The organism is Parabacteroides sp. KHUB-02, assembly GCF_056640955.1.
In genome coordinates, this window is sequence record NZ_JBWQEV010000001.1 from 1,218,986 (window position 1) to 1,245,768 (window position 26,783).

The window sequence follows — 26,783 nt, forward strand, 5'->3', positions numbered from 1 at the left end:
AAATAAATGAAGTGATGTTTAAAGCGATTGTCCATTTTTCTATTCAGAAGAAACTATTCGTTGGGTTGACAACCTTGTTTCTGCTTCTGGGAGGAATCTATGCCATGATGACTTTACCGATAGATGCCGTACCGGATATAACGAACAATCAAGTGCAAATCGTGACGGTATCGCCAACCTTGGCCCCGCAAGAGGTAGAGCAATTGATCACCATGCCTATCGAGATAGCGATGAGTAATATCATGAACGTGGAAGAGATCCGCTCCGTTTCCCGCTTTGGCCTGTCATTGGTAACGGTCGTATTTAAGGAAAGCGTGCCTACCTTAGATGCCCGCCAACTTATAAACGAGCAGATACAAACCGTGGCGGGAGAAATCCCCACGGAACTGGGTACGCCGGAGCTGATGCCTATCACGACCGGCTTGGGCGAGATTTATCAATATGTATTGAGCGTGGAGCCCGGTTATGAGGAGAAATACGACGCCATGGAACTCCGTACCATTCAGGACTGGATCGTGAAACGGCAACTGAGCGGTATACCGGGTATCGTGGAGATCAATAGCTTTGGCGGCTATCTGAAACAGTATGAGGTGGCGGTAGATCCGGATGCCCTTTATTCCTTGAATATTACGATCGGCGAGGTGTTCGAGGCACTCAACCGGAATAACCAGAATACAGGCGGCAGTTATATCGAGAAAATCAATAAGGCTTACTACATCCGTAGCGAGGGAATGATCGGCAAGATAAAGGACATCGAGCGCATCGTGATCACGAACCGTGGAGGGATACCGATTCATATAAGCGATGTCGGTTCGGTTCGCTTTGGTTCCGCCAAGCGTTTTGGCGCCATGACAAAGGATGGCGAGGGAGAGTGCGTGGGCGGTATCGCCATGATGTTGAAGGGTGCGAACGCCAATGTCGTGACCAAGGAACTGGAGGCACGGGTCGAAAGGGTACAGAAAATGTTGCCGGAAGGTGTTCGTGTAGAACCTTATTTGAATCGTTCCGAATTGGTAGACCGAAATATATCCACCGTGATCCGTAACTTGATAGAGGGAGCGTTGATCGTCTTTATCGTATTGATCATCTTCTTGGGGAATGTGCGGGCCGGCTTGATCGTGGCTTCCGTGATCCCGTTGGCGATGCTTTTCGCTTTTATCTTGATGCGTGTTTTCGGGGTCTCCGCCAACCTGATGAGTTTGGGGGCCATCGATTTCGGTATCGTGGTCGATGGATCGATCGTTATATTGGAGGGGATATTGGCGCATATCTATTCGAGGCGGTTGATGGGGCGTACGCTCTCTGCCGAGGAGATGGACCGGGAGGTCGAGGCCGGAGCCGGTCATGTCGCCCGGAGCGCTACCTTTGCCGTATTGATCATTTTGATCGTCTTCTTCCCGCTACTTACGCTGACCGGGATAGAGGGCAAGTATTTTACCCCCATGGCGAAGACCTTGGTATTTTGTATTATCGGAGCTTTGATCCTTTCGCTCACCTACGTGCCGATGATGGCCTCCCTGTTCCTAAAGCGTACGATCTCTTCGAAGCCTACATTCGCCGATCGTTTCTTCGGGAAATTAAACGGGGTTTACAGGCGTACGCTTCATTTCTGCTTGCGTCATATCTGGGGAACGATCGCTTGTTCTTTCGCGGCTCTGGCTGTGTCCCTTTTCTTATTCACGAGGTTAGGGGCGGAGTTTATCCCTACGCTGGATGAGGGGGATTTCGCCATGCAGATGACGCTTCCCGCCGGTAGTTCCCTGACGCATAGTATCGAGCTATCGAAGCAAGCGGAAGAGACCTTGATGAAGAATTTCCCGGAGATCAAGCATGTGGTAGCCAAGATCGGAACGGCCGAGGTTCCGACCGACCCGATGGCGGTGGAAGACGCGGATATCATGATCGTGATGAAACCTTTCAAGGAATGGACCTCGGCCTCCAGCCGTGCGGAGATGGTGGAGAAGATGAAGGCCTCCTTGGAACCGATTACGGGGGCGGAGTTTAATTTCAGCCAGCCGATCCAGCTTCGCTTCAATGAATTGATGACGGGAGCCAAGGCGGATATCGCGATCAAGCTATATGGAGAGGATATGGCGGAGCTTTATAAGAAGGCGAAGGAAGCCTCTCTTTTCGTGGAGCAAGTACCGGGAGCCGCCGATGTGATCGTGGAGCAGGCGATGGGGCTACCGCAATTGGTCGTACACTACGATCGTGCCAAGATCGCCCGTTACGGGATGAATATAGAGGAGTTGAACACGATCATCCGTACGGCTTATGCGGGAGAGGCGGCGGGTGTCGTTTTCGAGAATGAGCGACGTTTCGACTTGGTGCTTCGTCTGGATAACGATAAAGTGGCGGATCTGAATTTGGATAAGCTCTTTGTACGGACTGCCGAGGGAATCCAGATCCCGGTTAGCGAGGTCGCTACGATCGAGCTGGTCAACGGGCCTCTACAGATTAACCGGGATGCCACGAAACGCCGTATCGTGATCGGGGTGAATGTCCGTGACGCTGATATCCAGAAAGTCGTGCGTACTATCCAAGAAACCCTTGACAAGCATATCAAGCTGGAACCGGGATACTACTTTGAGTATGGCGGCCAGTTCGAGAACTTGCAGAATGCGATCGATACGCTTACGATCGTGATACCGGTCGCCTTGTCATTGATCTTATTGCTATTGTTCTTTGCCTTTAAGAGTGTTACCTACTCGCTGGTGGTATTTTCTACCGTCCCGTTATCCTTGATCGGGGGTATTCTGGCCCTTTGGTTACGAGGGTTGCCTTTCAGTATATCGGCGGGGGTCGGCTTTATCGCCTTGTTTGGCGTAGCGGTTTTGAATGGTATATTAATGATTAATCATTTTAATAACTTACGAAAACAAACTAAATATCAAATGACAACGAATCGTATCCTCGCGAAAGGATGTCCGCATCTACTTCGCCCCGTATTCTTGACCGGCTTGGTAGCTTCTCTAGGATTCGTGCCGATGGCGATAGCGAAGTCCGCGGGCGCGGAGGTGCAACGTCCGTTAGCGACGGTCGTGATCGGAGGCTTGATTGTCTCCACGATCTTGACGTTGATTATTATCCCGGTATTTTATCGGTTGGTAAATAGCTCGGCCGCTTGGAAGCGCCAATGCTGGTTGAAGCGCCTATTGCCGTTTCTTCTTTTTTTAGGTATCTTATTCCCCACGCATGCCCAACAGACGGTGTCGTTGGAAGAAGCCGTGACGATCGCCTTGGAGAATCATCCTCGCCTGAAGACTGCCACGGCATCCATTGAACGTAGTCGTGCTTCACGGGGAGAGAGCTGGGAGGTGTCACCGACCACCTTTAATTATTCATGGGGACAGATCAACGGTGAGACACGAAACGACAATCAAATGGAGATCACGCAATCCTTGGGCTCTCTATTGACCCCATTTTATAAGAACGCCTTGGTGAACCGTCAAGTCGCCACGGGAGAATATTACCGGGACTTGGTGAAGAAGGAGATTACGGCCGAGGTAAAACGGGCATGGGCTTATTATCAATATGCCTTTCATCTATGTGCCTTGTATAAAGAGCAGATCGAGTGGGCCGGACGTTTGCGAAAGGCAAGTCAGTTGCGTTATGAGCAAGGGGATATCACGCTATTGGAGCGGAATATGTCATCTACCTTGGTCGCCGATCTACAGACCCGTTTGTCGCAGGCGGAAGAGGAGTTGCAATTGGCTACCCGTCGTTTCTCTTGGACTTGTTATTCGGATTCCCCATTACTGCCTATGGATACGACATTGGTTTTATTCCCCGCTCGCGTAGCCGAGATCGCTCCGTCCGATATCCATCTGAATTATTTCCGGAGCGTGGCCGATGAGAAGAAAGCCATGCTTCGTATCGAACGAAGCCGTTTCTTCCCGGAACTATCGGTAGGATATGTGCGTCAGAAAATAGCCCCGTTGAGCGGTCTGGACTCTTGGATGGTCGGGATCTCGTTCCCGGTATTATTCTTCCCGCAGCATAGCCGGGTAAGGCAAGCGAAGATCGATTCCTATATCGCCCGTACGGAAGCGGAGAGTAACATCCGTCAATTGAACAATAAGGTGGAGGAGTTGAGCGTCGCGCTTCGTAAGGAAGGAGAGCATATCCGCTATTATACGACCGGCGCTTTACCGGAAGCGGAGGCTTTGTTGAAGAGCGCGACGGTACAGTTCAAAGAGAGCGAGACAGATATCACGCAGTTTGTTCAAAGCCTGAACGCCGCCCGGGAGATCCGGCGGGGATATATCGAGGCCGTATATGCCTATAATATATCGGCGCTTGAGTTGGAGTTGTATAGTAGATAACCAGAAAAATCGTATAAGATGAAAAAGATATGGATTCCTGCGGCTCTTATGGCATTGGCCGCATGCAGTATGACAAACAACGCGGAGAAAGGACAGGGCGATTCGCAAGACATAACTGCCCGGCCCGCTATTACTCAAGTAGCAGAAAACATACCGTCCGAACCATCCGTGGATAGCGTAGAGGTGGATGGGATTTCCTCGGCTACGGCCCTTCCGAATCACTCCTCTTTCAACGGGATCATGGTAGTTCCCCCGCAGCGGCAGGCTACGGTTACATTGACGATGGGAGGCACGGTTCATGCTACTACGCTGCTTCCGGGCGATTATGTGAAGAAGGGCTCCGTGGTCGTCAGCTTGGAGAATCCGGATTTTATCACGTTGCAACAGACCTATTTGGATGCCCATGCCCAAACGGAATACTTAGAGGCTGAGTATAAAAGGCAACAGCGTTTGAGCGAGCAAGAAGCGGCCTCGCAAAAACGTTTCCAGCAAAGCAAGGCGGATTATCTTTCCATGAAGAGCCGTCAAGATGCCGCCGCCGCGCAACTCGCTATCCTAGGTGTCTCCGCCGGCGATCTTCTGGAAGACGGTATCCAACCTTATTTGGAGGTAAAAGCGCCATTAAGCGGTTATGTCGCCGGGCTGTCCATTAATCTCGGTAAATACGTGAACGCGGGCGAACCGATCTGTGATGTGATCGATAAAGGCGAGACTCTTCTTTGCCTGACCGCTTATGAGAAGGATTTAGCGGACTTATCCATTGGGAACCAAGTGCAGTTCCGGGTGAATGGAATGGGGAAGGAGACCTTCCATGCGGTCTTGGTCTCGATCGGACAGGAGGTGGACGAGACGAGCCGTTCCTTGGAAATGTACGCTCGGGTGAAAGAGACGAATCCCCGTTTTCGTCCCGGTATGTATGTTTCCGCACGGGTAGAGAAGAAATGACTATCTTTGTCTTCATGAAGAAAATGAATATAAAGAATAAATATGTGTTCTCGTTGGTCATCATATCGATCATGGTGGCCTTCTTGATCCATTTCCCGGAATTGGTGTCGTTGTTTGACGTTACCGGGCAGAACGCTCTTTTCCCGGATATGTCGGTATTGGATGTAGCGAATGAGGTCTTTTTCACCTTCGTGTCCCTCTTACTGTTATTTGCGATGAACACGTATGTCTTTGGTTTCAATCGGCAGAAAGCGCATATCTCTTGGCGGAAGGTCCTGCTCTCGTTCGTGATGACTTGGTGCGTGAATAATTTATTAGGAAAGGGTTTCGTGTTCTTGCACCATCAGTTTGATATCCCGGCGATCGACGCCTTGGTGCATCATTATCTGCATCCGTTGAGGGATTTTATCATGTCGTGTGTCGTTACGGGTAGTTGCTATATGATTTACCTGATTCGTCAAAGCCAGCAAGTACAGGTCGAGAACCAGCAATTGCGGGCGGAGAATCTATTGAACCAATATGAGGCGTTGAAGAGCCAGCTTAATCCTCATATGTTATTTAATTCCTTGAATACGCTCCGTTCCTTGATCCGGGAGACTCCCGGGAAGGCACAAGAATATTTGCAGGAGTTATCCCGTGTCTTACGTTATACCTTGCAAGAGAATGAGTGCCGTAGTGTTACTTTACGGGAGGAGATGGATTTCGTGAACGCTTATATCTTCCTTTTGAAAATGCGCTATGAGGATAATCTGGTCTTCGATATAGACTTAGGGAAGGAGCACGAGTCTAAGCAACTGCCTCCTATGTCGGTGCAGCTTTTGATCGAGAACGCCGTGAAGCATAACGAGATCAGCAACCGTCATTCATTGACCATTTCCGTTCGTTCTGACCATGATTCCTTGACGGTTAGCAATCCCATCCAACCGAAATTGACACATAGCGGAGGCACCGGTATTGGCTTGGTGAACCTGAGTAAACGTTATAACCTCTTGTATAAGAAAGATATTTCCATAAAAGAAGATGCTAGTATATTCAGCGTAACAATCCCTTTGGTATGAAAGCTTTGATAATAGAAGACGAGAAAGCGGCTGTCCGTAATTTGATGGCATTGCTGGGAGAGGTTGATCCGGATATCGAGGTGATCGATGTCCTAGATAGTATTACGGATAGTGTTGAATGGTTTCAATCGCATCCAATGCCGGAACTTATCTTTCTGGATATCCATTTGGCGGATGGTTCGGCTTTCGAGATCTTCGGTCATGTAGATATCTCTTGCCCGATCATTTTCACGACAGCCTATGATGAATATGCGCTGAAAGCGTTTAAAGTGAATAGCGTAGATTATCTGCTGAAACCGATCGACGCGGATGATATACGGAAAGCTTTGGATAAGTTGTCACGGTTACAATCGACGGCTGTGGAGAAAGAAGCGATCGATTATTCCGCTGTCATGCAAGCCTTGAAGCGGGTGGAAGGATATAAAACGCATTTCTTGATCCCTGTGAAAGGGGATAAGCTGCTACCTGTTTCCGTGGATATGATCTTATTTTTCTATATAGCGGACGGAAATGTAAAGGCGGTGATGACGGACGGGAAGGAATACCTTTTCACGCAGACCTTGGATGAGCTCGCCGATAGCCTTGATCCTGCCTTGTTCTTCCGGATCAATCGTCAGTACTTGATATCCAGAAAGGCGGTGCAAGATATCGATCTCTGGTTTAACGGACGCCTTGCGGTCAATTTGATCGTACCGACCTTGGAGCGTATATTGGTTAGCAAGGCGAGAGTGCCGGATTTCAAGACGTGGTTTACGTCATGATGGATTATCAAGAGGATTATAGGGGTGGAGTACGATGAACCGGGCTCCATGCTTATACGTCGGGTCTAATTGAATGGAGCCACCTAAATGCTCGATAATCGTTTGGCTGATGGATAACCCTAAGCCTGTACCCTGCGCGTATTCATCTACCTTTTCGAAACGCTCGAATATGACTTTCTGCTTATCCTCCGGTATTCCACATCCGGTATCGGTTACGGTGATACGTACATGCTGTTTGTCCTCATCTATTTGATAAGATAGGTTGATCTCTCCTTCTTTCGTGAATTTGCAGGCATTAGTCAATAAGTTTATCAATAATTGTTGGAGACGTATCGAATCTGTCTGAATATGTAAGGGGTCTTCAGAAGGTGTATAGGTCAATTGAACACCCGGAAAGACCCGGTGCTCTACACTTGCTAAAGCGTTCCGGCAACAATCCGATAAGTTTGTCTTCTCTATAATGAACTTCATATTCCCGGATTCTAGGCGAGAAAGGTCAAGAATGTCATTTATCAGATTAAGTAATAAATAAGAGTTATTGTTGATAATGGAGAAAAACTCTTTCTTTTCGCCAGCGGAAATAGATTCATCGGATATTAATTCCGAAAAGCCGACAATCGCGTTAAGCGGCGTACGGATCTCATGGCTGATATTGGCGATAAACGTGCTTTTCATCTGGTTGGCGTGTTCCGCTATCTCTTTGGCTGTACGAAGTTGACGCTCGGACTCTACTAAGGCTTCCTTGTCTTTCATAAGTTCTCGTTGGTAGCGGCGTGCGGAGCGATAGGATTTGTATACGATGTATAGCATCACTAAAAGAACGATCGATACTACGAGTAGAATAATCATTAACAACCTTTGGGTATGCAGTTGTTGTTCACGTAGCTGTAGCTCGTATGCCTGCATCTCTTGATTGTTTAGATCATGTAATGTCCGGAGCTGATTGATCTGCCGGTTGAAGGCCTCGTCATGCAACATCTTGGTATGTTCTACAACTTCTCTACTAAATGCGAGCGCTTCTTTATAACGTCCCAATGCTTCGAGAATCTCGACTTTCAGCTCCGAGGTTCGTATATCTTCTTCTGTTAATTTATTTGTGTCTATGATATTCAGCGCCTTTCCATACTTACCTATTAAATAGTAATACTTGGCGAAAACGAAGTTGTAGCAGAATTCCGTATAATCATCTCCGGTTTTCTCTACGATCGGTGTCGCCTTCAACAAGGTCTCCAATGCTTTCTTGGGCTTGTCTTGAAGGACATACATATCCGCATAAAAAACATACATTAGCGCACGGCAACGATCCACGGGGAATGCGGTGCCTTGTTCTTCATTCTCTCTTTCCCTATCTTGGATCATTTCATCGTAACGGGTTAATAATTCCTCGGCCTCGGTGAAATGATCGGTTCGTAGATAAGATTCGATGAGGTTTCCCATGTATTGCATCTCGAATTTCGGATTGTCACCTCGTTTCTGTAATAAATCGAGACCTTCCCGATAAGCTACTATCGCGTCACTATCCCGATGTATTTCTTGATAGATTAAACCTAAGTTCTCATTGCAACAAATCAATCCATATTCACTCTTTGTATCACGGGCATAGTTGTATAGGCTGATCGCCCCGTTCATCGCTAACTCATAATTGCCGTCCCATAGATCCATTTGGCAAATGAATCCTCGCGCATCGAATAATGCGTCCGGAACCTCATTCTTGGCCGCGGCCAATGAATCTATCTTATGCGACCAGTAAATCAGGCTATCCCTGTTTTGTATATTGTAATAATGGCGGGATAAGTTGGCCCATGCGTAATATAAGGAAGCATGACCTTTCGAAGTGGAGCTTGCCACATCTGCCATTTTGTTTAGGTAAACAATCTCCTTGGGCATTTGCCTGTACATTGTCGCTAAATCCTTATATAACTCGATCTGTTCATTTATGGCTGGCGAGGACTTTAATAGGGATAAAAGGCTGTCTTCCCTTTGTTGGGTAGTATAGGTGTTTTCCCCTAAAGAAAACATTGGGATCATTAAATAGATAAATAATACTAAATAGGTATTTCTCATGATATTGTATGATGTTCAATACAAAAATACATTTTAATATTAAATATCAAGCGTATGTTATGGAATTTTAGAGGTCTGCCTTATAGTTTCTTTTTCAAAGTGAAGAAAAAAGTAACCCCTTTTCCCGGACTGCTCTTCGCCGATATTTGTCCTTTATGGAAATTAACCCCGTTTTTAACGATGGATAATCCTAATCCGGTTCCTCCGATCTTACGACTGCGTCCCTTGTCTACCCGGTAGAAGCGCTCGAATATGCGATTGATATGTTCTTCCGGGATACCCACTCCATTATCGGAGAAGCTAAAGTAATAATATTTAGGATCTTCTTTATAGCAGTTGACGGTAATCCTTATGTTTTCTCCCGCATAAGCGATCGCGTTGTCATATAGATTCCGGAATATGGAATAGAGTAGGGAGTTATTCCCGAACACGGTCGGATCTCCCGGGAGGATAATTTCCGACGTGATGTGTTTTTCTTCCATATCTTGGGAGCATTCTTTTTGTATCTCGGCGATAAGCTTCGTGATATTTACTTCCGTGAGGTCGAACATCTCGGATGCCTCGTCAAGTCTGTTTAATACGGAAATATCTCGTAATAATCCTGTAAGGCGGGTACTTTGGGAATAACAACGTTCCAAGAAAAATTGACGTTTGTCCGGACTCAAATCTGGGTTGGATAGGATTGTTTCCAAATACCCTTGAATGCTGCTGACCGGTGTTTTCAGCTCGTGAGAGACGTTCTGCGTAAGCTGTCGTTTCATCCGGCTTTCTTCTTCTTGACGGGATATATCATTAATAGAGATCTCATAACTATTATCGAGGAATAAAATACATTCGATCAAGAATATTTTACCGTTCTTGTCAATAGTCACGGACTCTCTTAATACTTTCTTTTTCCGATTCAGATTCCGGATATTCTTATTCAAGAAGGTACGGATTGGTTCTAATTCGGCTATATCAGTAACGTCTTCCACTTGGTGGATCTGGGTGTCGGATATGACATTTATGAATTGAATGAATAGGATGTTAGAAAGAATCTCCCGCCCTTCACTTGTAAACATAGCGAAGCCTTCCTTGGAATATTGGAAATGTTTGATAAGCTTTTCCCGTTCCATGGATAACTCGTTTTTCGCTTTCTGTTGCCGATGGTATAAGGTTACGATATTCTGTGAGATATCACCTAGCTCATCATTCGGGAAAACATAATCGACCGCAGGCATTCGATCTTTCTCTACGTTTAAGGCGAAATCCCTTAGTTTGGATATCGTTTTACCTATGCTGAAAGTAAAACGGGAAAGGACAAAGAAGAAAATCAAGGTCATCAATGCCATGAAATAAATGAAGTCCTTGTTTACCGTCAATATCCCTCTTACATATGGATCATAGGGCAGGGCTGAGCGGTAAATATAACCTCCTATATTTGATGCCGAATAGAAATACCTTTTTCCCGTAGATTCCGAGGAACGGATAGCGAACCCTTCATTATATAATCGGGCTTTGCGTACCTCGCTCCGGTCGTTATGGTTATTAAACTCGTCCGTCCCGCTATTATCAAACAATACGTCGCCGGATGGATCTATAATGGTTACCCGCAAATCCTTTTGAGGGATGTCGTCCATGAAACTTATTACGGTCTTGTTGATGTCCGTACTTTGTTGGCATTTGCGGAATAATTGGTAATTATAGTTACTCAACACATTGTTCAACTTTTCTTGCGCGAACTCCCTTTCCCGCTGATATTGGAATAGCAGGAAACAGACCGTAAAGCCCAAGAACATAAAAAAGACCGACCAGAAAAGCCGTTGGCTAAACGGTATCCGGTGCCTTTTCTCACCATCTATCTTTACCATGATTCACGACAATATTAGCATTCAAAACAATAACCGAAACCTAAGCGAGTTACGATGTTCTTTCCATAAGGACCTATTTTCTTACGTAACCGGGTGATGTTGACATCGATGGTACGGTCTAGAACATATACCTCGTCTTTCCAGATGCGAGACAGTATTTCCTCTCTGGAGAAGACGTTCCCTTTATTTTCCAATAGAAGTTTTAGTATCTCAAACTCTTTTTTGGTCAATGGAACTTCCACCCCGTCTACCGTAGCCTTGATGCGTTTCGTATCAAGAGCTAATGTCTCATACTCGAGTTTCTCAATCTCTTTATCTTTTGATTTCTCGGAAGTTCTTCTTAGTACGGCCTTAACACGCGCTATCACTTGGCGGATGGAGAAAGGCTTGGAGATATAGTCGTCCGCCCCGAGATTGAACCCTGTGAGCATATCGTTCTCCGTATCTTTGGCCGTGAGGAAGATGATAGGGGTATTGGCCGTCTTCTCATCTTGTCGCAGGATACGTGCCATCTTGAAACCGGAGATTTCTCCCATCATGACATCCAACAATAATAAATTGTAAACGGTCAGATCCTTTTTCAATGCCTCTTCCGCACTATAGGCGGTATCTACTTCATAACCTTCTATTTCTAAGTTGAATTTAAGGATCTCACACAAATCCTCTTCATCATCCACTACAAGAATACGAGTTGTTGCCATAAGCTGTTCTGTTTTTAAAAGAGTGCCTTACGGCTCTCCATATACAAATATAATTATTTTTGGCAAAGAACGGATATTCTTATTTCGGAGAAATGAAATATATGTTACATTGCTGTTAAGATCGCTCATATAACATTTCTGCCGCAGGATATGTGTTAGTATAATAGATCATTAGGGATGCTACTTCCTATAATAATTATAATCCGTGACAAAACCCTCGCAAAGCCAGTTGGCCAAGGCTTGCCGATTGTTGCTGAGGATGATCCGTTGTTGGTCGTATTGGTTTTGTATGTTGCCCAATTCGACGAATACGGAGGTCGGGGTCGTGTGACGTAATACATATAAGTTACGATCGTCTACCGTGCCCGAGAATCCCCGGCCCGGCTGGTGGCGGTTGTATTTGCGCGAGAAAGTGGATTTCATCGTTTTAGCCAAGCGCTTGCTCGCTTGATCCTTGGGCTTATGATAGAAAAAGACATCGGTCCTTTGATGCCGGCTCCGGCTGTCCACATGGATGAATATCGCTCTCTTATAAGTTTCTTTATCTTTCCGGCTCAAGCTGTTTATCTTGGCGCAACGCTGATCCAGACGGCTTACTTGGCTGAGGGGGATCGGACTACCCATACAAGTTTCCCGTTTGCTGTTATTGAGGAATTGCTGGTCACGTATTCCGTCCTTTGCGTCTTGGATGATAATATGTACCTTTGCGCCTCGCGTTAAAAGATTGCGTGCCAGACGTAGCATGATGTCGTAAGCGTATTCATCCTCATGCAATTCATGGGAGCCCATTTTACCGATCGCCCCGGGGTCCGGACCGCCATGACCGCTGACCAGATAAAAGCAAGCTCCCTTTAAATCGGAAGAGGTTACTTTGTAACTGGCTAGGGACTTGCCGAATAGGGGCTGATAATTCTTCTTCTGAGGGGCGGAGGCGAGCGGAGGCAAGGTATATTTTACGCCCATGCGCAGAGTGTTATTTTTACCCAACTTCCCTTTATTAAGCTCGATAAACTCTTTCTGATACGTCCCGCCGGTACGGTTGAAGCGTTTGAGAAAAAGAGTGATGCCCTCTCCGTTTTTCGGATACGCCTTTTCTTGGGCAGTCAAGGAACCTGTATATACGAGAGCGATAATAAAGATGAAGAAAATACGGATACTATGTTTCACAGACATCTTAAAAATTGATTCTACGCCGTAAAGATAATTAAATCAACCTATAGTCAAAAACGATAATTTATAAAAAGAATCAATCAACCCATAAATGAGAGGGAGGATATCCTATTATAAATTTCTTTGGTTAATTGAATATCATAGGACGCGTCATGCAATTTAGCGGAATCTATTTGTATGCCTAAAGCCCTTGCCACTGTTTCCTGCTTGAAATCTGTCATCTCATGCCGTTTGCGCATCAAATGCTGGGTAGACAATACCATTACGTCGATCGAGTTCACCCAGAACCATGAGTAGAAATAATTATCTCCGTTCTGTACGAAGAAGGCTTTCAAGAAGTGATTATCGAAAGAGGCGTTGTTGTATCCTACGAGGAAGAACTTGTCTTTTTTATCAAATTTGTCCACGTATTTGGACAGCATGTTCACGAATTTAACGTACACCTCTCGCATGGGAGGATAAGCTTGTATCTGTTCCTTGGACACGTTGCAAATGCGAAGCGCTTCTTCCTCTATCTCACATTGGGGATGTGGGCAGACATTGAAATTAAAAGATTCCTTCGTAACCCCATCAATTACGATCTCCCCACTTATTTGGTGGACGCCATTTCTCCAGTATTTTATGCCGGTAGTCTCTAAATCAAAAAAAAGTAGTTTCATAAATGCTTTTTGGTATAGGATGCAAAAGTAAGTTTTTTTATTCTTAAATGAGAGGATCTATAAGGTTTTCTCCGTTTATTTTATTATCTTTGCGAAAGTTTGAGTCTAGAATCATTATCGACATAGTTCTTCTTTTTATATTATTATTAAGCGGATCTCACCTTTAATCATCAATTCTCACGCTAAGTTAGTATAAACAACGCTTCACGGAACGTGAGGCCCTAGTATAAATTAAAATCGACTGTATGGCAAAATACGCATCATTTGGTAAACGTGAAAACGAGAAAAAGAAACAAGCCCGCCGAGTAGAGAAACAGAACAGGAAAGAGGAAAGAAAATCATCCGGTAAGGCGACTAGCTTTGAGGATATGATCGCTTATGTGGATGAAAATGGGATGATCACCTCTGTCCCTCCCGAACTTCGTCAAAAAGAAGAGATAAATCAGGAAGATATCTTGATCTCGACTCCTAAGAAAGAGGATGTGGCTCCCGTTATCTTAAGGGGCAGGGTAGACTATTTTAATGAGGCAAAAGGGTTCGGGTTTATCCGTGACTTGTCGGGGACGGAAAAGTATTTCTTTCACGTGAACAATGTTGTGGATGATATCTCCGTGAACGATATCGTGACGTTCGACCTTGAACGTGGCGACAGAGGCTTAAGTGCCGTGAATGTTTGTCTTGAAAATAAATAATAATACTTACCTTTGCGGCCGAAACAATTAATAAAAAAATATAATATGTCTGTCGCAAAAGTAGATGATAATAGAAAGGTGACCATGCATCGCCTGATAGAGATGAAGCAGCGTGGCGAGAAAATATCCATGCTTACCGCCTATGATTATTCGATGGCGAAATTGATCGATCAAGCAGGAATGGATGTGATCTTGGTGGGAGACTCCGCTTCTAACGTAATGGCTGGAAACGTGACCACTTTGCCGATTACGCTCGACCAGATGATTTACCATGGTAAATCGGTCATGAAAGCGGTGAATCGTGCGCTGGTGGTGGTAGACCTGCCTTTCGGTACGTACCAAGGAAACTCTAAAGAAGCCTTGGCCTCCGCTATCCGGGTGATGAAAGAGACGCATGCCGATTGTATCAAGTTGGAAGGCGGGGCTGAGGTTCGGGAATCTATCGAACGTATCTTGTGTGCCGGTATTCCAATTATGGGACATTTAGGATTGACGCCGCAATCGATCAATAAATTCGGTACGTATACGGTACGTGCCCGTGAAGAGGCCGAGGCTAATAAACTGATCGAGGATGCCCATTTGCTAGAGGAGATAGGTTGTTTCGCCTTGGTGTTGGAGAAGATCCCGGCGGAGTTGGCGGCTCGTGTCGCTTCGGAGCTTACGATCCCGGTTATCGGCATTGGCGCCGGTGGAGGCGTAGATGGTCAAGTGTTGGTTATGCATGATATGCTCGGTATCAATCAAGGCTTTTCTCCCCGTTTCTTACGTCGCTACGCTAATTTAGGGGAGGAGATTACCCGTGCCGTACAAGCGTACATCGAGGACGTGAAATCTCAAGATTTCCCGAACGAGAAGGAGCAATATTGATTTTTAAATCTACCAAAGCATGATATTTACCGATGCTCCGAGCGTCAAGGCCTGTAAGGTCTTATGATGCTCGAAGCGATCGGTTTCTTTTTTGGGGTTGGCTATGTATGATACGAATCGTGAGGGGATAAAAGTATAATCGAGAAATACCCGCACATTTAGATTAGGATGCAATATGTATGAGAAAGAGGAGTTTGTGCTATATCCTATATTAAACGCTTTATTCGTGTTTACGATCTCTTTCTCAATCGTTTCCGGTTTGCCTTCCTCCACGCCCAATGCTGATATTCGGGAGGCTGGGCTGTAATTACATCCGATTAGCAGTTTCGTGCCCAAGAGAAATCGATTGGTCACCGGATACGATAGGTAGGAGCCGATGTATCCGCCGATCATGTCGAGAGGATCGGATTTTAGGGCGTTCACTTGATAGGTCGTACCGGGAACTGTCGGATTCGCTAAGGGTTTCGTAAGGGATAAAGGCATGCTTGTCGCCGAGATGCGTCCGCCGAAGCCTATATAACGATTCATGAACCAAGCGCCTTCAAATCCGGCCGTACTTCCCGGCGATGCTTTTAATCGCACATCCGGAGCCAGATTAAACTTTGTCGGCATCAAGCTAAACCCCATATAGATTCCGAAAAAAGAGGGATTTCGCTGGTATTTGAATGTCTCGAATCCCAGATAGCTATGGGTGATACCTTTGTCCTTGAAGATCAGATCCGTTAGAAAATATCCGACCTCGGTCGATAAGATCCCGATTCCGGCACCAACCATTACATCCGATAGCCAGTGCTTGTTATTGAGCATACGGGATACGGCCGTGGCGGTCGCTACCGTATAGCCTCCTATACTATACCAAGGGCTACGGGTCGTCCCGTATTCTTTATGCAACATGGTGGCGGCCATAAATGCCATGGCCGTGTGCCCGGAAGGGAAAGAATGATTGTTCGAACCATCCGGACGGGTGACATTTGCCGTATGTTTCACCGTATTGATGGTTGCTCCCATGATACTGGCGGTGATGGCTTCGGATACGAGCATTCGGGACCAAGAGCTTCTTCCTTGTACACCGCCTATTTTTAAGCCAAGCATCGCTACGGCAGGTAGATATTGCAGGTAATCGTCGTAATGGTATCGGAAATTTGGAATATATGTATTGCGCAAACTCTGAAAATGATCGTCCTCATTTTTGATAATCAAACCGCTAACGATCAACGGTACCCCGATATAGGTCATTTGGAAAACATTGCTGGTAATTATCTTGTCGGTTTGTCTTTGGATTCTTCCCCAAGTAGATAAAGGCGCTAGACTGGAACTGTCGTTCCGGTGGGTAAAAGTGCTTGTTTGGGAAAAAGTCGTGCCCTGAAACATTGATATGCAACAAATACTATATAATATGGTTAATCTTGTTTTCACTAACTACTTATTCTTTTTGTTTCATGCAGCGAATATAATAGGATCGATTTATAGTATAACAAGAATTTATGTTATTTCTATGTTACATTTACGAGTTGGTTTCATATCTTTGTTTCCCAGATATATTAGAAACAGAATACATGAGATCTCATTTGCTAATAGGTGCCGCTTCGTCGGGAAGCGGGAAGACTACTTTTACCTTAGGATTGCTTCGTGCCTTGAGAAATCGTTCTTTACGGGTGCAGCCTTTTAAGTGTGGGCCGGATTATATAGATACTCGTCATCATAAAATGGCGGCTGGTTGCGCTTCCGTGAATTTGGATGGTTTCATGATGTCGGAAGGGCATATCAAGGATTTATATGCCCGGTATACCTCGAATGCGGATGTAGCCGTGACCGAAGGGGTGATGGGACTGTTCGATGGCTACGATGCCATGCGAGGGAGTAGTGCGGAGATCTCCGGTTTATTGCGGATACCGATCGTATTGGTGGTGAACGCTAAAAGTACGGCTTATTCGGTGGCTCCCTTGCTTTATGGCTTCCGGAATTTTCGGAAAGATCTGAATGTCGTGGGGGCGGTATTTAATTTCGTGGCGTCGGAGAGCCATTATTCTTTCTTGAGACAAGCGTGTGAGGATGCGGGTGTGGAAGCGTTAGGCTATCTACCGAAGTGTGCGGATGTAGAGATCCCGAGCCGGCATTTGGGGTTGTCGTTGGATGAGGACTTTTGCTTTGAGGAGTTTGCGGACCGGATTGCTTGCTTGGTGGAGGAGCATGTGGATATAGACCGCCTGTTGGCAATCACGGCTTTGCCAGAGCGACAGCCAGTTCCTCGGGTTAAGGAAGTCATGAGGACTGTTTCAAAGGCAAACTTAAATATAGCCATCGCCCGTGATCCCGCTTTTAATTTCTCATATGAGGAAAATATACATTTCTTATCTACTCTAGGCAAGATTACCTATTTCAGTCCATTGAGGGATGATTGTTTACCGGAGGCCGATTTTGTCTATTTGCCGGGTGGATATCCCGAGTTATATTTATCGGAGTTGAGCATGAATTCCGGGATGCGTGAATCGATTCATTCCTTTGTGGAAATGGGGGGCAAGTTGCTGGCGGAATGTGGGGGGATGATGTATCTCTGTAAAGAGATTATCGGTACGGATGGGATTGCCTATCCAATGGCCGGTGTATTACCGCAATCCGCCACGATGGAGAACATGAAGTTACGTTTAGGGTATCGGACTTTATGCTATAAGAATGATGTCCTACGAGGGCATGAGTTCCATTATTCCCGGATCGTGCCTATGGAAAGCCCGCTGCCTTCGGTAGCGAAAGCCTTTACGGCGAAAGGAGGTCAAACGGATACCCCGCTATATCGCTACAAGAACGTATTGGCGGGGTACACGCATTTATATTGGGGAGATCCCTGTCGGAACGATTGGTTTATTGATTTTCTGTATGGGGAAGCCCCAGATTGTTCTCGATAAACATTTTCAATATATTGATGGCGATCTGGTTGCTTCCTCCTTCGGGTATAATTAGGTCGGCATATCGTTTGCTAGGCTCTATAAATTGCAGGTGCATAGGCTTTAGTACCCGGGTATAGCGTTCCATTACCGCTTCCGCCGTGCGTCCTCTCTCGATCATATCCCGTTGGATCACACGGATAAGACGTTCGTCCGAATCTGTATCGACAAATACTTTCAAGTCCATCAAGTCTCGTAATTGAGGGTCGCATAAAGCGAGGATCCCTTCGATGATGACAACATCACGAGGCTCGATATGAATGGTCTCGGGCAATCGGCAGCAGGTAAGATAAGAATAAGTCGGCTGCTCGATGCATTTCCCCTCTTTCAGCAAGGTGACTTGCTCTGAGAGGAGCGGCCAATCAAATGCGTCGGGATGGTCGAAATTAATATATTGACGTTTCTCTACCGGCACATGGCTGTTATCTTTGTAATAAGAATCTTGAGGGAGTAATACGACCTCACCGGGAGGTAAACTTTCTATGATCTTTTTTACCACTGTAGTTTTCCCGGAACCAGTCCCGCCCGCTATACCTATAATTAGCATGATTTCTTATATTAATCCATATTTATGTTTATAAATGCAAAGGTAAGAAATATTTATAGTGGTAGTATTTCGCTGTTAATAGAAAAAACGAGATAAAAAGAGCTGAATTCTATGTTGTATAGCATGTTTATCTTAAATAAAGTTAATGAGTAGGCTTTTCTTGTTGGAAAATTATGCTGCATAACATAAAGTCTCTATATTTGCACTGTGTTTTTCATGGTATTAGATTTAAGGTTAACAATGAGATTGGCTGTCCGTGACGGATGGCCTTTTCTTTTATAGTAGGTCACCTCAACAATAATGATAGTTAGATGCGTTCCCCATTGTATTCATGATTTATTACTGTAGAACCTTCCTGTTGGATAAAGGTATTATCGGAAGTAGCTTGTACGCCTGTATCCAAAGATCTTTTCACGGATGTGAAATGATCTTTTCACAAGGGTGAAACGATCGTATCACGAGCGTGAAAAGATCTCTTCACATTCGTGAAAAGATCAGATCGTCCGGTGCTTGGCTATATTATCCACCGTTCTTATCCCGTGAGTGGGATTACTTGCGGCACAGATCTTCAATTGATTGTTACGATATCACGAGTCCATCCCCTTTATTTACTAAAGATGGGAATCAGATAGGTTAGTTTCGCGGATATTATTTGGCTGGAAGATTTAGAGAAAGTGTCTCCTTTACGGCTATTGAACATATCGCCCAGCGCATAGTAATAACGACCTTCCAACAGGAAAGAGCCTATTCCGGTGCGGAGCTCGATTCCCGGTCCGCCGCAAAGCCCCCAATCGAACTTCTTTTGGACTTCCATTGTATGTTGTTCGTCCGGACGGTTCGCGTTCGGGTTCTCGCCATTAAGGTTCGACTCCGTACTTTCGCTCAGCGCATAACCGATTTTAGGCCCTAGATTGACGAATACACGCACTCGCTTGCTTCCGAAATGGATGTGCGTCAAGAACGGAAGCTCCATATAGTTTACCGTACGGCTATATTTATATTGAGGTTTCTCCTCAAACTTCTCTTCCCATCCATGTTGGGTAAAGTTCAATTCCGCCTGTATGCCTAAATTGGGTTCCGTATTCCAACGTATCGTCGCTCCCCCGTTAAACCCAAGTTTCATCTTCGTAGGGACTTTTGGGGCAAAACTTACGCTAGAGAAATTTAATCCGAAGGACGCTCCAACCGCAAGCTCTTGCTTAAAAGTACTTTTCTGCGCATAGCAAATCGATAAGCTTGCCATGCACAGAAATATCGCTACAAATATCTTTTTCGTCATCATATCAATTATCTTACCTCACTGCGGGTTACCGTATAATCATTCTTGTAATGTACAATAAACAAGTTCGTATTGATAAAACCGCCCCAATTATTTACTCTATGGAAATCGAATCCGGTCTGGATGCTCTTATAATGGATCTTGTCTAAATTATTCTCGAAGTTCGAGCCATATTTATTGATGGCGCCTAGGAAATACATACCCGTGTCAAAGCCTAGGATTCCATATTTCGGGAATGTGTTGATTAAATTCTTGCTATACCAGTTTTTATAATCGGAATAAAAGCTATGGACTTCCGGAGATAAGTTGTCCGCATAAAAATTACTATAGATATAGGTGTTCAATGCGTAGAAGTCCTCCAGACACTCTCTTGTATAGGTCTGCCATTCCGGATAACCGAATAGGTTGACCATATAAGGCTCTTTCTCCTCCTCTTTCAACTCGGAAAGCATACGGAGCGGTGCCTTGATCTTATTCACCGCATCTAAGGAGGCGGAGGTTGGCAATACCACATTCCGCTTGTCCCTTACCATGGCTGCCTCTATATCCGTGGCGAAAGTATCCCCTTTATAAGTTACTTCCTTGAACGGGATATCGCGTTGCTGCATCTCCGTCTTGAAGGCTTTGATAAATTCCGGCTTTTCTTCTTTATCCTTTATATTGACAAGTATGATATTGTAATCCGAGAATAAATCGCATCCGGCTTGTGCCGCCTTGGAGTATAAATAGGAATGAGGTGTGTTTACTTGATAAACATTCGCGTTTGACAAGACATCATCATTCTTGGAGGTGAAAGGGATCACGTATTTGATATTATGCTTTTGGGCAAAATCAGCGATCAATCCGATTTGGTCGTTCTGTACGGCGCCAATGATCAAATTAGCGTTTGATAACGCATCTTCTTTCAATATCTCCTTGACTTTCTTCGTACCGTTTCCAGTATCATATACCGATAGCTCGATAGAGGTTCCCATATTTCGCAAGCTGTCGACCGCCAATAGCAATCCCTCGTAATATTCCACGAAACGGGAGGTTGCGGATGATTGCGTTGTCTCGTTCGTCATGAACGGCAACAATAAGGCGACTTGGATACGGTTCACCTTCTTTATATCTTTAGGAGTAGAGAGGAGGGCGTTCACCTCACGCTCTTCCGGCTGTCTCATGTTTTGGGTGATCACTTCTTCACTGGCTACCGGTATCTTGATAACCATGCCCGCTTTTACTCCGTTTTTCAGCTCGGGGTTGAGTCTTAAAAGCTCCGCGCTGGAAATATCGAACTTCCGGCAGATACGGTACATGGTCTCTTTTTTCTGTATGGTATATTCCATTTCCTTCTGTACGGTCTTTTTTTCCGTAGTAGGCAAGGTTTCCAGTCGTGTCGGCGGGATCCGGATATTCTTGCCAATCGTAAAGGTCGATGTGGAGAGACCCGGATTGGCGGCGATAATATCCGTGGCGGGCACTGAATATTTAATGGATAAAGAGTACAAGGTCTCTTTCGGCTGGATCGTATGGTATGTATAGTTATCTGCTTTGCCGGAAGGTGCGATAGCGGAGTCCTTCTGCGGGATTCTTAACGTAGAACCGGCCTTGATCCCTTCTTTACTTTCCGGATTCAACCGATAAATATCCTCTACGCTTACGCCATACATGGTCGCTATGGCGTATACGGTTTGTCCGCGTTCGATGGTATGATAAAATATATCGCTCCCTTGTTCGTTAGTAAAAATAACTTGCTTATTATTCTTTTGGGAATAAACGGTTACGCTCGATAAACTTAAAAAGAACGTCAATGCGTATATACTAATCTTGTTCATTTGCTGTTCGGAGTATTTTGTGACAAAGATAGTGAATTTTGCTTATCATGCTACGTATGTCCTTTTATTTCCCTAATTTTGGAACCGTAATTTTTAGACTATATATGCTAAAGAAGGAATTAAGAAAGATACTGTTATCGCTAAGTTTTGTGTTTGTAGCGGCTGTCTCGTGTGCCCAGTATGTGGTGACGGGAGGAAGTGGTAGCCCGATGAAAGCCACGCAGAGTTCCGGCGATTCCGCCGAGCGACTTGAGGTCTACTTGGTGTATGGAATGGATAACGTGACGATTAGTTATACCTCATCATCTTCTTCTTCGCATCAATGGTATCGTTATAAAACCAAGCGATTGGAGGCCGAGAAGGTGGCCTCCACCCAAAATGGAACTACTTCCACCATTCGGAATGTAGAGGAGGGATATGGCTATTTTGTCGAGGAAGGAGCCGTATCTCGTTACGTCTGGATCGTTGATTACAGCAAATACACCTTAAACATATCCAACCTGCATGTCTCCGATAATAGCGATCCATGTAGCGGATTGGTCTTGGCTGGGACAGGTACGATCCAACCTATTTATTATTATTGGCCGAATACGGGAACAAGACGTGAACTGTCTCGCCAATTTGATGTTATTTATAATACATTGGAATATAATTCGGATAAAAAAGAATATACCTCTAAACAAGAGACGGCGGTCATCGAGGGCAATTTGTTCGGTAAATCCATTCCCGCTCCTTGGTGTGATACGGAGATCTGTGTGAAAGGCGATTATTTCGCTCGTCATTTTGGAAAGGAGGTTACGCTTTGTATCGATGAATATCAGGCCGCTGCGGTAGATGCTCATATAGACACGTTGCTGATTGAGCAAGAGGCCCCGAATATGAATACGACGAAGAGCGGTTATTGCGCTCCCGCCACTGTTCAATTTTCGGCTATCGCGAATACGCCGACAGCCGCCCTGTTTAATTGGAAAATCTATCGGCAAGGGGAAGAAGATAATCCGGTTGTTCGTTTTACGGGTGAGGAAGTGGATTATACGTTCAACCAATCCGGGACTTTTATCATCAAGTTGGAAGTAAGCGACCAAAGCACTACTTGCAGCACGGAAGATGAGGTTCAGATTGATATCTCGGAGTCTTATCTGATGATACCGAACACATTCTCCCCGGGTACCACGCCCGGAATTAATGATGAGTTCCGGGTTGCCTATAAGTCGTTGGTGAAATTTAAGGCATGGATATTTAATCGCTGGGGCCTACAGATGTATTACTGGACAGATCCGGCCCAAGGATGGGATGGTAAGAAAGGTGGTAAATACGTTCAGCCGGGTGTGTATTTTTATGTGATAGAAGCCGAAGGTTCCGATGGCATTAAGTACAAGGAAAAAGGCGATATAAACATTCTTAGACCTAAAACAATTCAAGATGAAAATGAGAATATCCAAGAATAATTTAGCTAGTTTTTTATGTGGAGGCGTCGTTTGCTTGACCGCATGTATCTCGATGAGTTCGAATGACGTGGAAAAAGTGATAGAGAGCCGTCCGGTTGTCTCGTCCATGACCCTGTCTCCGGATGTTCCGTCCTCGGTTCCTTTTTGTGGGAAACTAATCGATATTACCCGCTATGATATGCGGGAAGCCTATGACCGTGAATTGAGTAGCTTTACTTATTTCCATTCTACGACGATGCTTCTGATCAAGCGGGCGAACCGTTATTTCCCGGTGATCGAGCCGATCTTGAAGGCGAACGGCATTCCCGATGATTTCAAATATCTAGCGGTGATAGAAAGCCATTTGGACCCCCGTGTATCCTCTCCGGCTCGTGCTGTCGGGATGTGGCAATTACTGGAGGGCACGGCAAGGGAGTATGGTTTGACAATCACCCCGACGGTCGACGAGCGTTGCCATGTGGAGAAAGCTACTGGGGCCGCTTGCCGCTATTTGAAAGCCGCCTATAAGAAATATGGAGATTGGGCGGCGGTAGCCGCTTCTTATAATGGCGGCATGGGACGTATATCCGGTGAGCTGGTCAAACAAGATGCGGATTCCTCCTTTGATCTCTGGCTGGTGGAGGAGACTACCCGTTATATTTATCGAATCATGGCGATCAAGCAAATTTTCGAGAATCCGTCGAAATACGGTTTTGTGCTTCGTGCCCGTGACCTGTATAAGCCGATCCCTACCGTAGACGTGGCTGTAAGCCAAGATATACAGAATCTGTCGGCTTTCGCTAAAGAGCATGGGATCACTTATGCGGACTTGAAACGTTTTAATCCTTGGCTCCGTGATCGGAAGTTGGTGACAGGTGGGAAGACCTATAAATTAAGCATTCCTCAAGAAAAGGATATGTATTATAAGACCCCGAATACGGAAGTATACGATTCGGCTTGGGTCGTGTCGGAGAATTGATCCGATTTTTATTGATACAAAAAATAAAGTGTTTCATTTAGATGGTATAACTGCCCATCGTAATGAAACACTTTTTCTATACTATTTCTCGTTTAAACTGATTCAGTCTATTAGTCAACGATCGTCACACGGTGCCCGTTGAACACGTTCAATCCGAGTTTATTCATTACATACTTAATAGCAAGCTGTGCCTTTACAGAGTTACCAGCTTGGTCAATAGGAGGAGCGAATGCGGAAATACCGAATTGTCCGGGAAGTACACCCATGACGCCACCGCCTACGCCAGTTTTTGCGGGAATACCGGAAGTGTACAACCAATCACCGGTGTGTTCATAAAAACCTACGGTAGAGATCATGGAAGTGATCTTCGGAGATAACTCTGCATTGAATACTTGTTTCTTTGTCACAGGATTAAGACCTAAATTTGCGACCGTAGCGGCAGCGACAGATAGTTGCTTAGCCGTGATACCCAAAGAACATTGACGGGTATACAGATCCAAAGACATATCCGGATCGTCATAAATGCGATTGTAATTCTTTAGCAACCAAGCGATGGAGCGGTTATTGAAGTTCGTTGCGGACTCGGATTTGTAGAGTTCGTCGATCAACTGCGGTGCGCTTCCGCATAAATCCGTGATATTGGCTACGATAGCATCCCACTTCTGTTTGGAATCACCGACAGGCTTCACCATACTACAAGCCGTGATAGCGCCGGCATTTACCAATGGGGTAGAAGGATGGTCGTTTTCCAATAAGATAGCGATGATGGAGTTAAATGGCAATCCGGTAGCGTCGGCACCAATCTTCTCCAATAATTCTTTCGCTCCGTATTGGCGCAGTACCAAGATAGCGGTGTGTACTTTCGATACGGATTCAATACCGAAACGATATTCGGAATCTCCCACCTCGATGGTTTGTCCGTTTAAAAGACAAATACTGATTCCGAATAGATTTTTATTGATATTCGCCAGATAAGGAATGTAATCGGCATTCTTACCATCCGTATTTGTCTTGTAAAGATCGTAAGCCTGTTGAGCTACTTCCTTTATTTGGGCGATCGTTATTTTTTTGTCCATATATGAATTGGATTAAAGAAGGCGTGTATGAAAACACTGATAGTCCTTTCATGCACGCCTTGATGAATTTTGTTTTTATTTCTTAGCGTTGCTCATTGCGGTGTGAGTAAATACCTTACCCTTAACCGGAACGTTTTTGTCTTGAGCGATGCGAGTAGGAGTCGGATATTCAAGTTTCTCCAATGCCTCTACAGCGTTCTTGATATCACCTAATAACATATCGGCCATATCACGGCTGAAACCTTGACGAACTACGACACGCATAACCACGTAGTTATCCAGCTTCTTCGGTAGTGTATACGCTGGAACCATCCAACCGCTTTGTTGCAATTTATCTTGCAAATCGTAAAGTGTCCATTTGGCGTTCTTAGCGTAATCCGGTTTCATGTACCAAATAAACAATGGATTCACAACCTCGTTGCTGTAATTAACGAATGGGGCCATCTTACCGATTTCTTGGTGGATGTATTTCGTGATTTCCATACTGTTATATTGGATTTGTTTGTAGCCCTCGAATCCGAGACGGATAAACTGATAGTATTGTCCGAGGATTTGTGCGGCAGGACGAGAGAAGTTCAAACCAACCTGAGTGATATTCGCTCCAAGATAGTTTACGCTGAATGCCATTTCTTCCGGCAAATATTTCTTGTCTTTCCAAACAACCCAACCCAATCCCGGGTAAACCAATCCGAATTTATGTCCGGATGTGCTGATAGAAAGAACCCATTTCAAACGGAAGTCCCATTTTGTCTCCGGGCTTAAGAACGGAAGGATAAAACCACCGCTGGCGGCATCTACGTGGATAGGTATATCATAACCGGTCTTGGCATTGTATGCGTCGAGCGCTTTGTCCAAGGCTTCTACGTCATCGTTCAGTCCTGTCCATGTTACACCTTGGATAGGAACGATACAAATCGTGTTCTCGTCACACATCTTAAGCGCTTCTTCCGGATCAAGTGTCGTCTTGTCTAAAGTCAAGGGAACTTCACGCATTTCGATTTGCCATAGCTGGGCGAATTTCTCCCATACGACTTGGAAGCCAGTAGAGATCACGAAATTAGGCTTGTCAGTTGGTTTACCTTGTGCTTGTCTCTTTTTGCGCCAACGTAACCAAGCGGCTACACCACCTAGCATACAAGCCTCTGAAGAACCGATAGCCAAGGCTCCGGTTTTCCATTTTTCTTGCTCGGGAGAATTCCAAAGACTCGCCATGATATTAATACATTTGGCGTTCATAACAGCGATTCTCGGATACTCTGTTTCGTCAATATAGTTGATGTTGATAGCTTCGTTCATCAATTTTGTCGCGTACTCGTCCATATACGTAGTAACGAATGTAGCTAGGTTCAAGCGAGGCTGTGTTTGTGCGAAAGTCTCGTCTTTAACCATTTGATAAGCGATCTCCGGGGTTGTAGGGCCATCAGGAATCTTATCTACTGGAGAGGGTGTCAACATCACTTCTGAGCCAAAAATCGCTGTTTTGGCATCGCCATTTCTGAAATTTGAGTCTTTCATTTTTCTTTAGTTTTTTTGTTAATAAAATGATTTGAGTCAATGGAATACTGCTTCCACTGAGCGTTTATGCCAAAACAGATTATGGATTGGAATGTTTTTTGGATTTACA

20 protein-coding genes are annotated in these 26,783 nt (G+C 45.1%); 9 read left to right on the forward strand and 11 right to left on the reverse strand.

Features of this window, described 5'->3' with window-relative positions; translation table 11 throughout:
- The first annotated feature begins 14 nt into the window (after positions 1-14).
- The 4 genes from ACYIA1_RS05250 to ACYIA1_RS05265 are packed head-to-tail and all read left to right on the forward strand — an operon-like array spanning position 15 to position 7,089.
- Positions 15-4,325 (forward strand): CusA/CzcA family heavy metal efflux RND transporter, encoded by a 4,311-nt coding sequence (locus ACYIA1_RS05250; protein WP_480334609.1) that lies wholly within the window; start codon positions 15-17, stop codon positions 4,323-4,325.
- 18 nt (positions 4,326-4,343) lie between these two features.
- On the forward strand, positions 4,344-5,270 hold the full coding sequence (locus tag ACYIA1_RS05255; protein WP_122144240.1) for an efflux RND transporter periplasmic adaptor subunit: 927 nt from the start codon (positions 4,344-4,346) through the stop codon (positions 5,268-5,270).
- Entirely contained in the window at positions 5,267-6,328 is a 1,062-nt protein-coding gene (locus ACYIA1_RS05260) for a sensor histidine kinase (RefSeq protein WP_195205829.1), read from the forward strand. The genes ACYIA1_RS05255 and ACYIA1_RS05260 overlap by 4 nt, the downstream gene beginning before the upstream one ends.
- Positions 6,325-7,089: a LytR/AlgR family response regulator transcription factor gene (locus tag ACYIA1_RS05265; RefSeq protein ID WP_009017290.1), complete on the forward strand. Its 765-nt coding sequence runs from the start codon at positions 6,325-6,327 to the stop codon at positions 7,087-7,089. Before ACYIA1_RS05260 ends, ACYIA1_RS05265 begins: the two co-directional genes overlap by 4 nt.
- Here ACYIA1_RS05265 and ACYIA1_RS05270 read toward each other — a convergent pair.
- The 5 genes from ACYIA1_RS05270 to ACYIA1_RS05290 all read right to left on the reverse strand — a co-directional run bounded on the left by ACYIA1_RS05270 (position 7,084) and on the right by ACYIA1_RS05290 (position 13,533).
- A complete protein-coding gene (locus tag ACYIA1_RS05270) occupies positions 7,084-9,153 on the reverse strand; it encodes an ATP-binding protein (RefSeq protein ID WP_036612731.1) in 2,070 nt (689 codons plus the stop codon). The two genes, ACYIA1_RS05265 and ACYIA1_RS05270, sit on opposite strands and share 6 nt — an antisense overlap.
- A gap of 80 nt (positions 9,154-9,233) precedes the next feature.
- Entirely contained in the window at positions 9,234-11,003 is a 1,770-nt protein-coding gene (locus ACYIA1_RS05275; protein ID WP_005862780.1) for a sensor histidine kinase, read from the reverse strand.
- 14 nt (positions 11,004-11,017) lie between these two features.
- Positions 11,018-11,704: a response regulator transcription factor gene (locus ACYIA1_RS05280; RefSeq protein ID WP_005862778.1), complete on the reverse strand. Its 687-nt coding sequence runs from the start codon at positions 11,702-11,704 to the stop codon at positions 11,018-11,020.
- Between the two features lie 180 nt (positions 11,705-11,884).
- Positions 11,885-12,877, reverse strand: a complete 993-nt coding sequence (locus ACYIA1_RS05285; RefSeq protein ID WP_044546801.1) for an N-acetylmuramoyl-L-alanine amidase — start codon at positions 12,875-12,877, stop codon at positions 11,885-11,887.
- Positions 12,878-12,954: 77 nt separating this feature from the next.
- A complete protein-coding gene (locus ACYIA1_RS05290; protein WP_005857406.1) occupies positions 12,955-13,533 on the reverse strand; it encodes a 3'-5' exonuclease in 579 nt (192 codons plus the stop codon).
- 245 nt (positions 13,534-13,778) lie between these two features.
- Here ACYIA1_RS05290 and ACYIA1_RS05295 point away from each other — a divergent pair, with 245 nt between their 5' ends.
- Together ACYIA1_RS05295 and panB are read left to right on the forward strand one after the other, a co-directional pair.
- Positions 13,779-14,225, forward strand: coding sequence for a cold-shock protein (locus tag ACYIA1_RS05295; RefSeq protein ID WP_005857403.1), 447 nt, complete (start codon positions 13,779-13,781; stop codon positions 14,223-14,225).
- A gap of 45 nt (positions 14,226-14,270) precedes the next feature.
- Positions 14,271-15,092 carry a 3-methyl-2-oxobutanoate hydroxymethyltransferase gene (gene panB / locus ACYIA1_RS05300; RefSeq protein ID WP_480334615.1) on the forward strand — a complete coding sequence of 274 codons (822 nt, stop codon included), beginning with the start codon at positions 14,271-14,273 and terminating at the stop codon, positions 15,090-15,092.
- A 9-nt stretch (positions 15,093-15,101) separates the two neighbouring features.
- Here panB and ACYIA1_RS05305 read toward each other — a convergent pair whose 3' ends face one another.
- Entirely contained in the window at positions 15,102-16,328 is a 1,227-nt protein-coding gene (locus tag ACYIA1_RS05305) for a phosphatase PAP2 family protein (protein ID WP_229036829.1), read from the reverse strand.
- A 320-nt stretch (positions 16,329-16,648) separates the two neighbouring features.
- Between ACYIA1_RS05305 and ACYIA1_RS05310 the strand changes: the two genes are divergently transcribed.
- Positions 16,649-17,995: a cobyrinic acid a,c-diamide synthase CobB gene (locus ACYIA1_RS05310; protein ID WP_480334617.1), complete on the forward strand. Its 1,347-nt coding sequence runs from the start codon at positions 16,649-16,651 to the stop codon at positions 17,993-17,995.
- Here the strand turns inward: ACYIA1_RS05310 and udk are convergent.
- From udk to ACYIA1_RS05325, 3 genes are all read right to left on the reverse strand, one after another.
- Positions 17,952-18,581: a uridine kinase gene (gene udk / locus ACYIA1_RS05315; protein WP_005857397.1), complete on the reverse strand. Its 630-nt coding sequence runs from the start codon at positions 18,579-18,581 to the stop codon at positions 17,952-17,954. The two genes, ACYIA1_RS05310 and udk, sit on opposite strands and share 44 nt — an antisense overlap.
- A gap of 604 nt (positions 18,582-19,185) precedes the next feature.
- The gene (locus ACYIA1_RS05320) at positions 19,186-19,863 is read right to left on the reverse strand and encodes a porin family protein (RefSeq protein WP_416389585.1); all 678 of its coding nucleotides are present in this window, start codon (positions 19,861-19,863) and stop codon (positions 19,186-19,188) included.
- A 5-nt stretch (positions 19,864-19,868) separates the two neighbouring features.
- On the reverse strand, positions 19,869-21,677 hold the full coding sequence (locus ACYIA1_RS05325) for a LysM peptidoglycan-binding domain-containing protein (protein ID WP_439810124.1): 1,809 nt from the start codon (positions 21,675-21,677) through the stop codon (positions 19,869-19,871).
- A gap of 104 nt (positions 21,678-21,781) precedes the next feature.
- Here ACYIA1_RS05325 and ACYIA1_RS05330 point away from each other — a divergent pair, with 104 nt between their 5' ends.
- Entirely contained in the window at positions 21,782-23,125 is a 1,344-nt protein-coding gene (locus tag ACYIA1_RS05330) for a T9SS type B sorting domain-containing protein (protein WP_413639407.1), read from the forward strand.
- A complete protein-coding gene (locus ACYIA1_RS05335; RefSeq protein ID WP_005857389.1) occupies positions 23,100-24,083 on the forward strand; it encodes a lytic transglycosylase domain-containing protein in 984 nt (327 codons plus the stop codon). The genes ACYIA1_RS05330 and ACYIA1_RS05335 overlap by 26 nt, the downstream gene beginning before the upstream one ends.
- 110 nt (positions 24,084-24,193) lie before the next feature.
- On the opposite strand, the gene glsA is transcribed toward ACYIA1_RS05335, so the two are convergent.
- Both glsA and gad read right to left on the reverse strand, forming a co-directional pair.
- Entirely contained in the window at positions 24,194-25,159 is a 966-nt protein-coding gene (gene glsA / locus ACYIA1_RS05340) for a glutaminase A (protein WP_048928428.1), read from the reverse strand.
- 75 nt (positions 25,160-25,234) lie between these two features.
- The gene (gad, locus tag ACYIA1_RS05345) at positions 25,235-26,674 is read right to left on the reverse strand and encodes a glutamate decarboxylase (RefSeq protein WP_005857385.1); all 1,440 of its coding nucleotides are present in this window, start codon (positions 26,672-26,674) and stop codon (positions 25,235-25,237) included.
- Positions 26,675-26,783: the final 109 nt, after the last annotated feature.

Excerpts from the sequence above, each read along its gene's own strand:
- ACYIA1_RS05295 (WP_005857403.1), top strand. The coding sequence starts at position 13,779 with ATGGCAAAATACGCATCATTTGGTAAACGTGAAAACGAGAAAAAGAAA.
- ACYIA1_RS05275 (WP_005862780.1), bottom strand. The coding sequence starts at position 11,003 with ATGGTAAAGATAGATGGTGAGAAAAGGCACCGGATACCGTTTAGCCAA.
- ACYIA1_RS05305 (WP_229036829.1), bottom strand. The coding sequence starts at position 16,328 with ATGACCTATATCGGGGTACCGTTGATCGTTAGCGGTTTGATTATCAAA.
- ACYIA1_RS05255 (WP_122144240.1), top strand. The coding sequence starts at position 4,344 with ATGAAAAAGATATGGATTCCTGCGGCTCTTATGGCATTGGCCGCATGC.
- ACYIA1_RS05265 (WP_009017290.1), top strand. The coding sequence starts at position 6,325 with ATGAAAGCTTTGATAATAGAAGACGAGAAAGCGGCTGTCCGTAATTTG.
- ACYIA1_RS05260 (WP_195205829.1), top strand. The coding sequence starts at position 5,267 with ATGACTATCTTTGTCTTCATGAAGAAAATGAATATAAAGAATAAATAT.
- ACYIA1_RS05320 (WP_416389585.1), bottom strand. The coding sequence starts at position 19,863 with ATGATGACGAAAAAGATATTTGTAGCGATATTTCTGTGCATGGCAAGC.
- ACYIA1_RS05290 (WP_005857406.1), bottom strand. The coding sequence starts at position 13,533 with ATGAAACTACTTTTTTTTGATTTAGAGACTACCGGCATAAAATACTGG.
- panB (WP_480334615.1), top strand. The coding sequence starts at position 14,271 with ATGTCTGTCGCAAAAGTAGATGATAATAGAAAGGTGACCATGCATCGC.
- udk (WP_005857397.1), bottom strand. The coding sequence starts at position 18,581 with ATGCTAATTATAGGTATAGCGGGCGGGACTGGTTCCGGGAAAACTACA.
- glsA (WP_048928428.1), bottom strand. The coding sequence starts at position 25,159 with ATGGACAAAAAAATAACGATCGCCCAAATAAAGGAAGTAGCTCAACAG.
- ACYIA1_RS05325 (WP_439810124.1), bottom strand. The coding sequence starts at position 21,677 with ATGAACAAGATTAGTATATACGCATTGACGTTCTTTTTAAGTTTATCG.
- ACYIA1_RS05250 (WP_480334609.1), top strand. The coding sequence starts at position 15 with ATGTTTAAAGCGATTGTCCATTTTTCTATTCAGAAGAAACTATTCGTT.
- ACYIA1_RS05330 (WP_413639407.1), top strand. The coding sequence starts at position 21,782 with ATGCTAAAGAAGGAATTAAGAAAGATACTGTTATCGCTAAGTTTTGTG.
- ACYIA1_RS05280 (WP_005862778.1), bottom strand. The coding sequence starts at position 11,704 with ATGGCAACAACTCGTATTCTTGTAGTGGATGATGAAGAGGATTTGTGT.
- ACYIA1_RS05270 (WP_036612731.1), bottom strand. The coding sequence starts at position 9,153 with ATGAGAAATACCTATTTAGTATTATTTATCTATTTAATGATCCCAATG.
- ACYIA1_RS05285 (WP_044546801.1), bottom strand. The coding sequence starts at position 12,877 with ATGTCTGTGAAACATAGTATCCGTATTTTCTTCATCTTTATTATCGCT.
- ACYIA1_RS05310 (WP_480334617.1), top strand. The coding sequence starts at position 16,649 with ATGAGATCTCATTTGCTAATAGGTGCCGCTTCGTCGGGAAGCGGGAAG.
- gad (WP_005857385.1), bottom strand. The coding sequence starts at position 26,674 with ATGAAAGACTCAAATTTCAGAAATGGCGATGCCAAAACAGCGATTTTT.
- ACYIA1_RS05335 (WP_005857389.1), top strand. The coding sequence starts at position 23,100 with ATGAAAATGAGAATATCCAAGAATAATTTAGCTAGTTTTTTATGTGGA.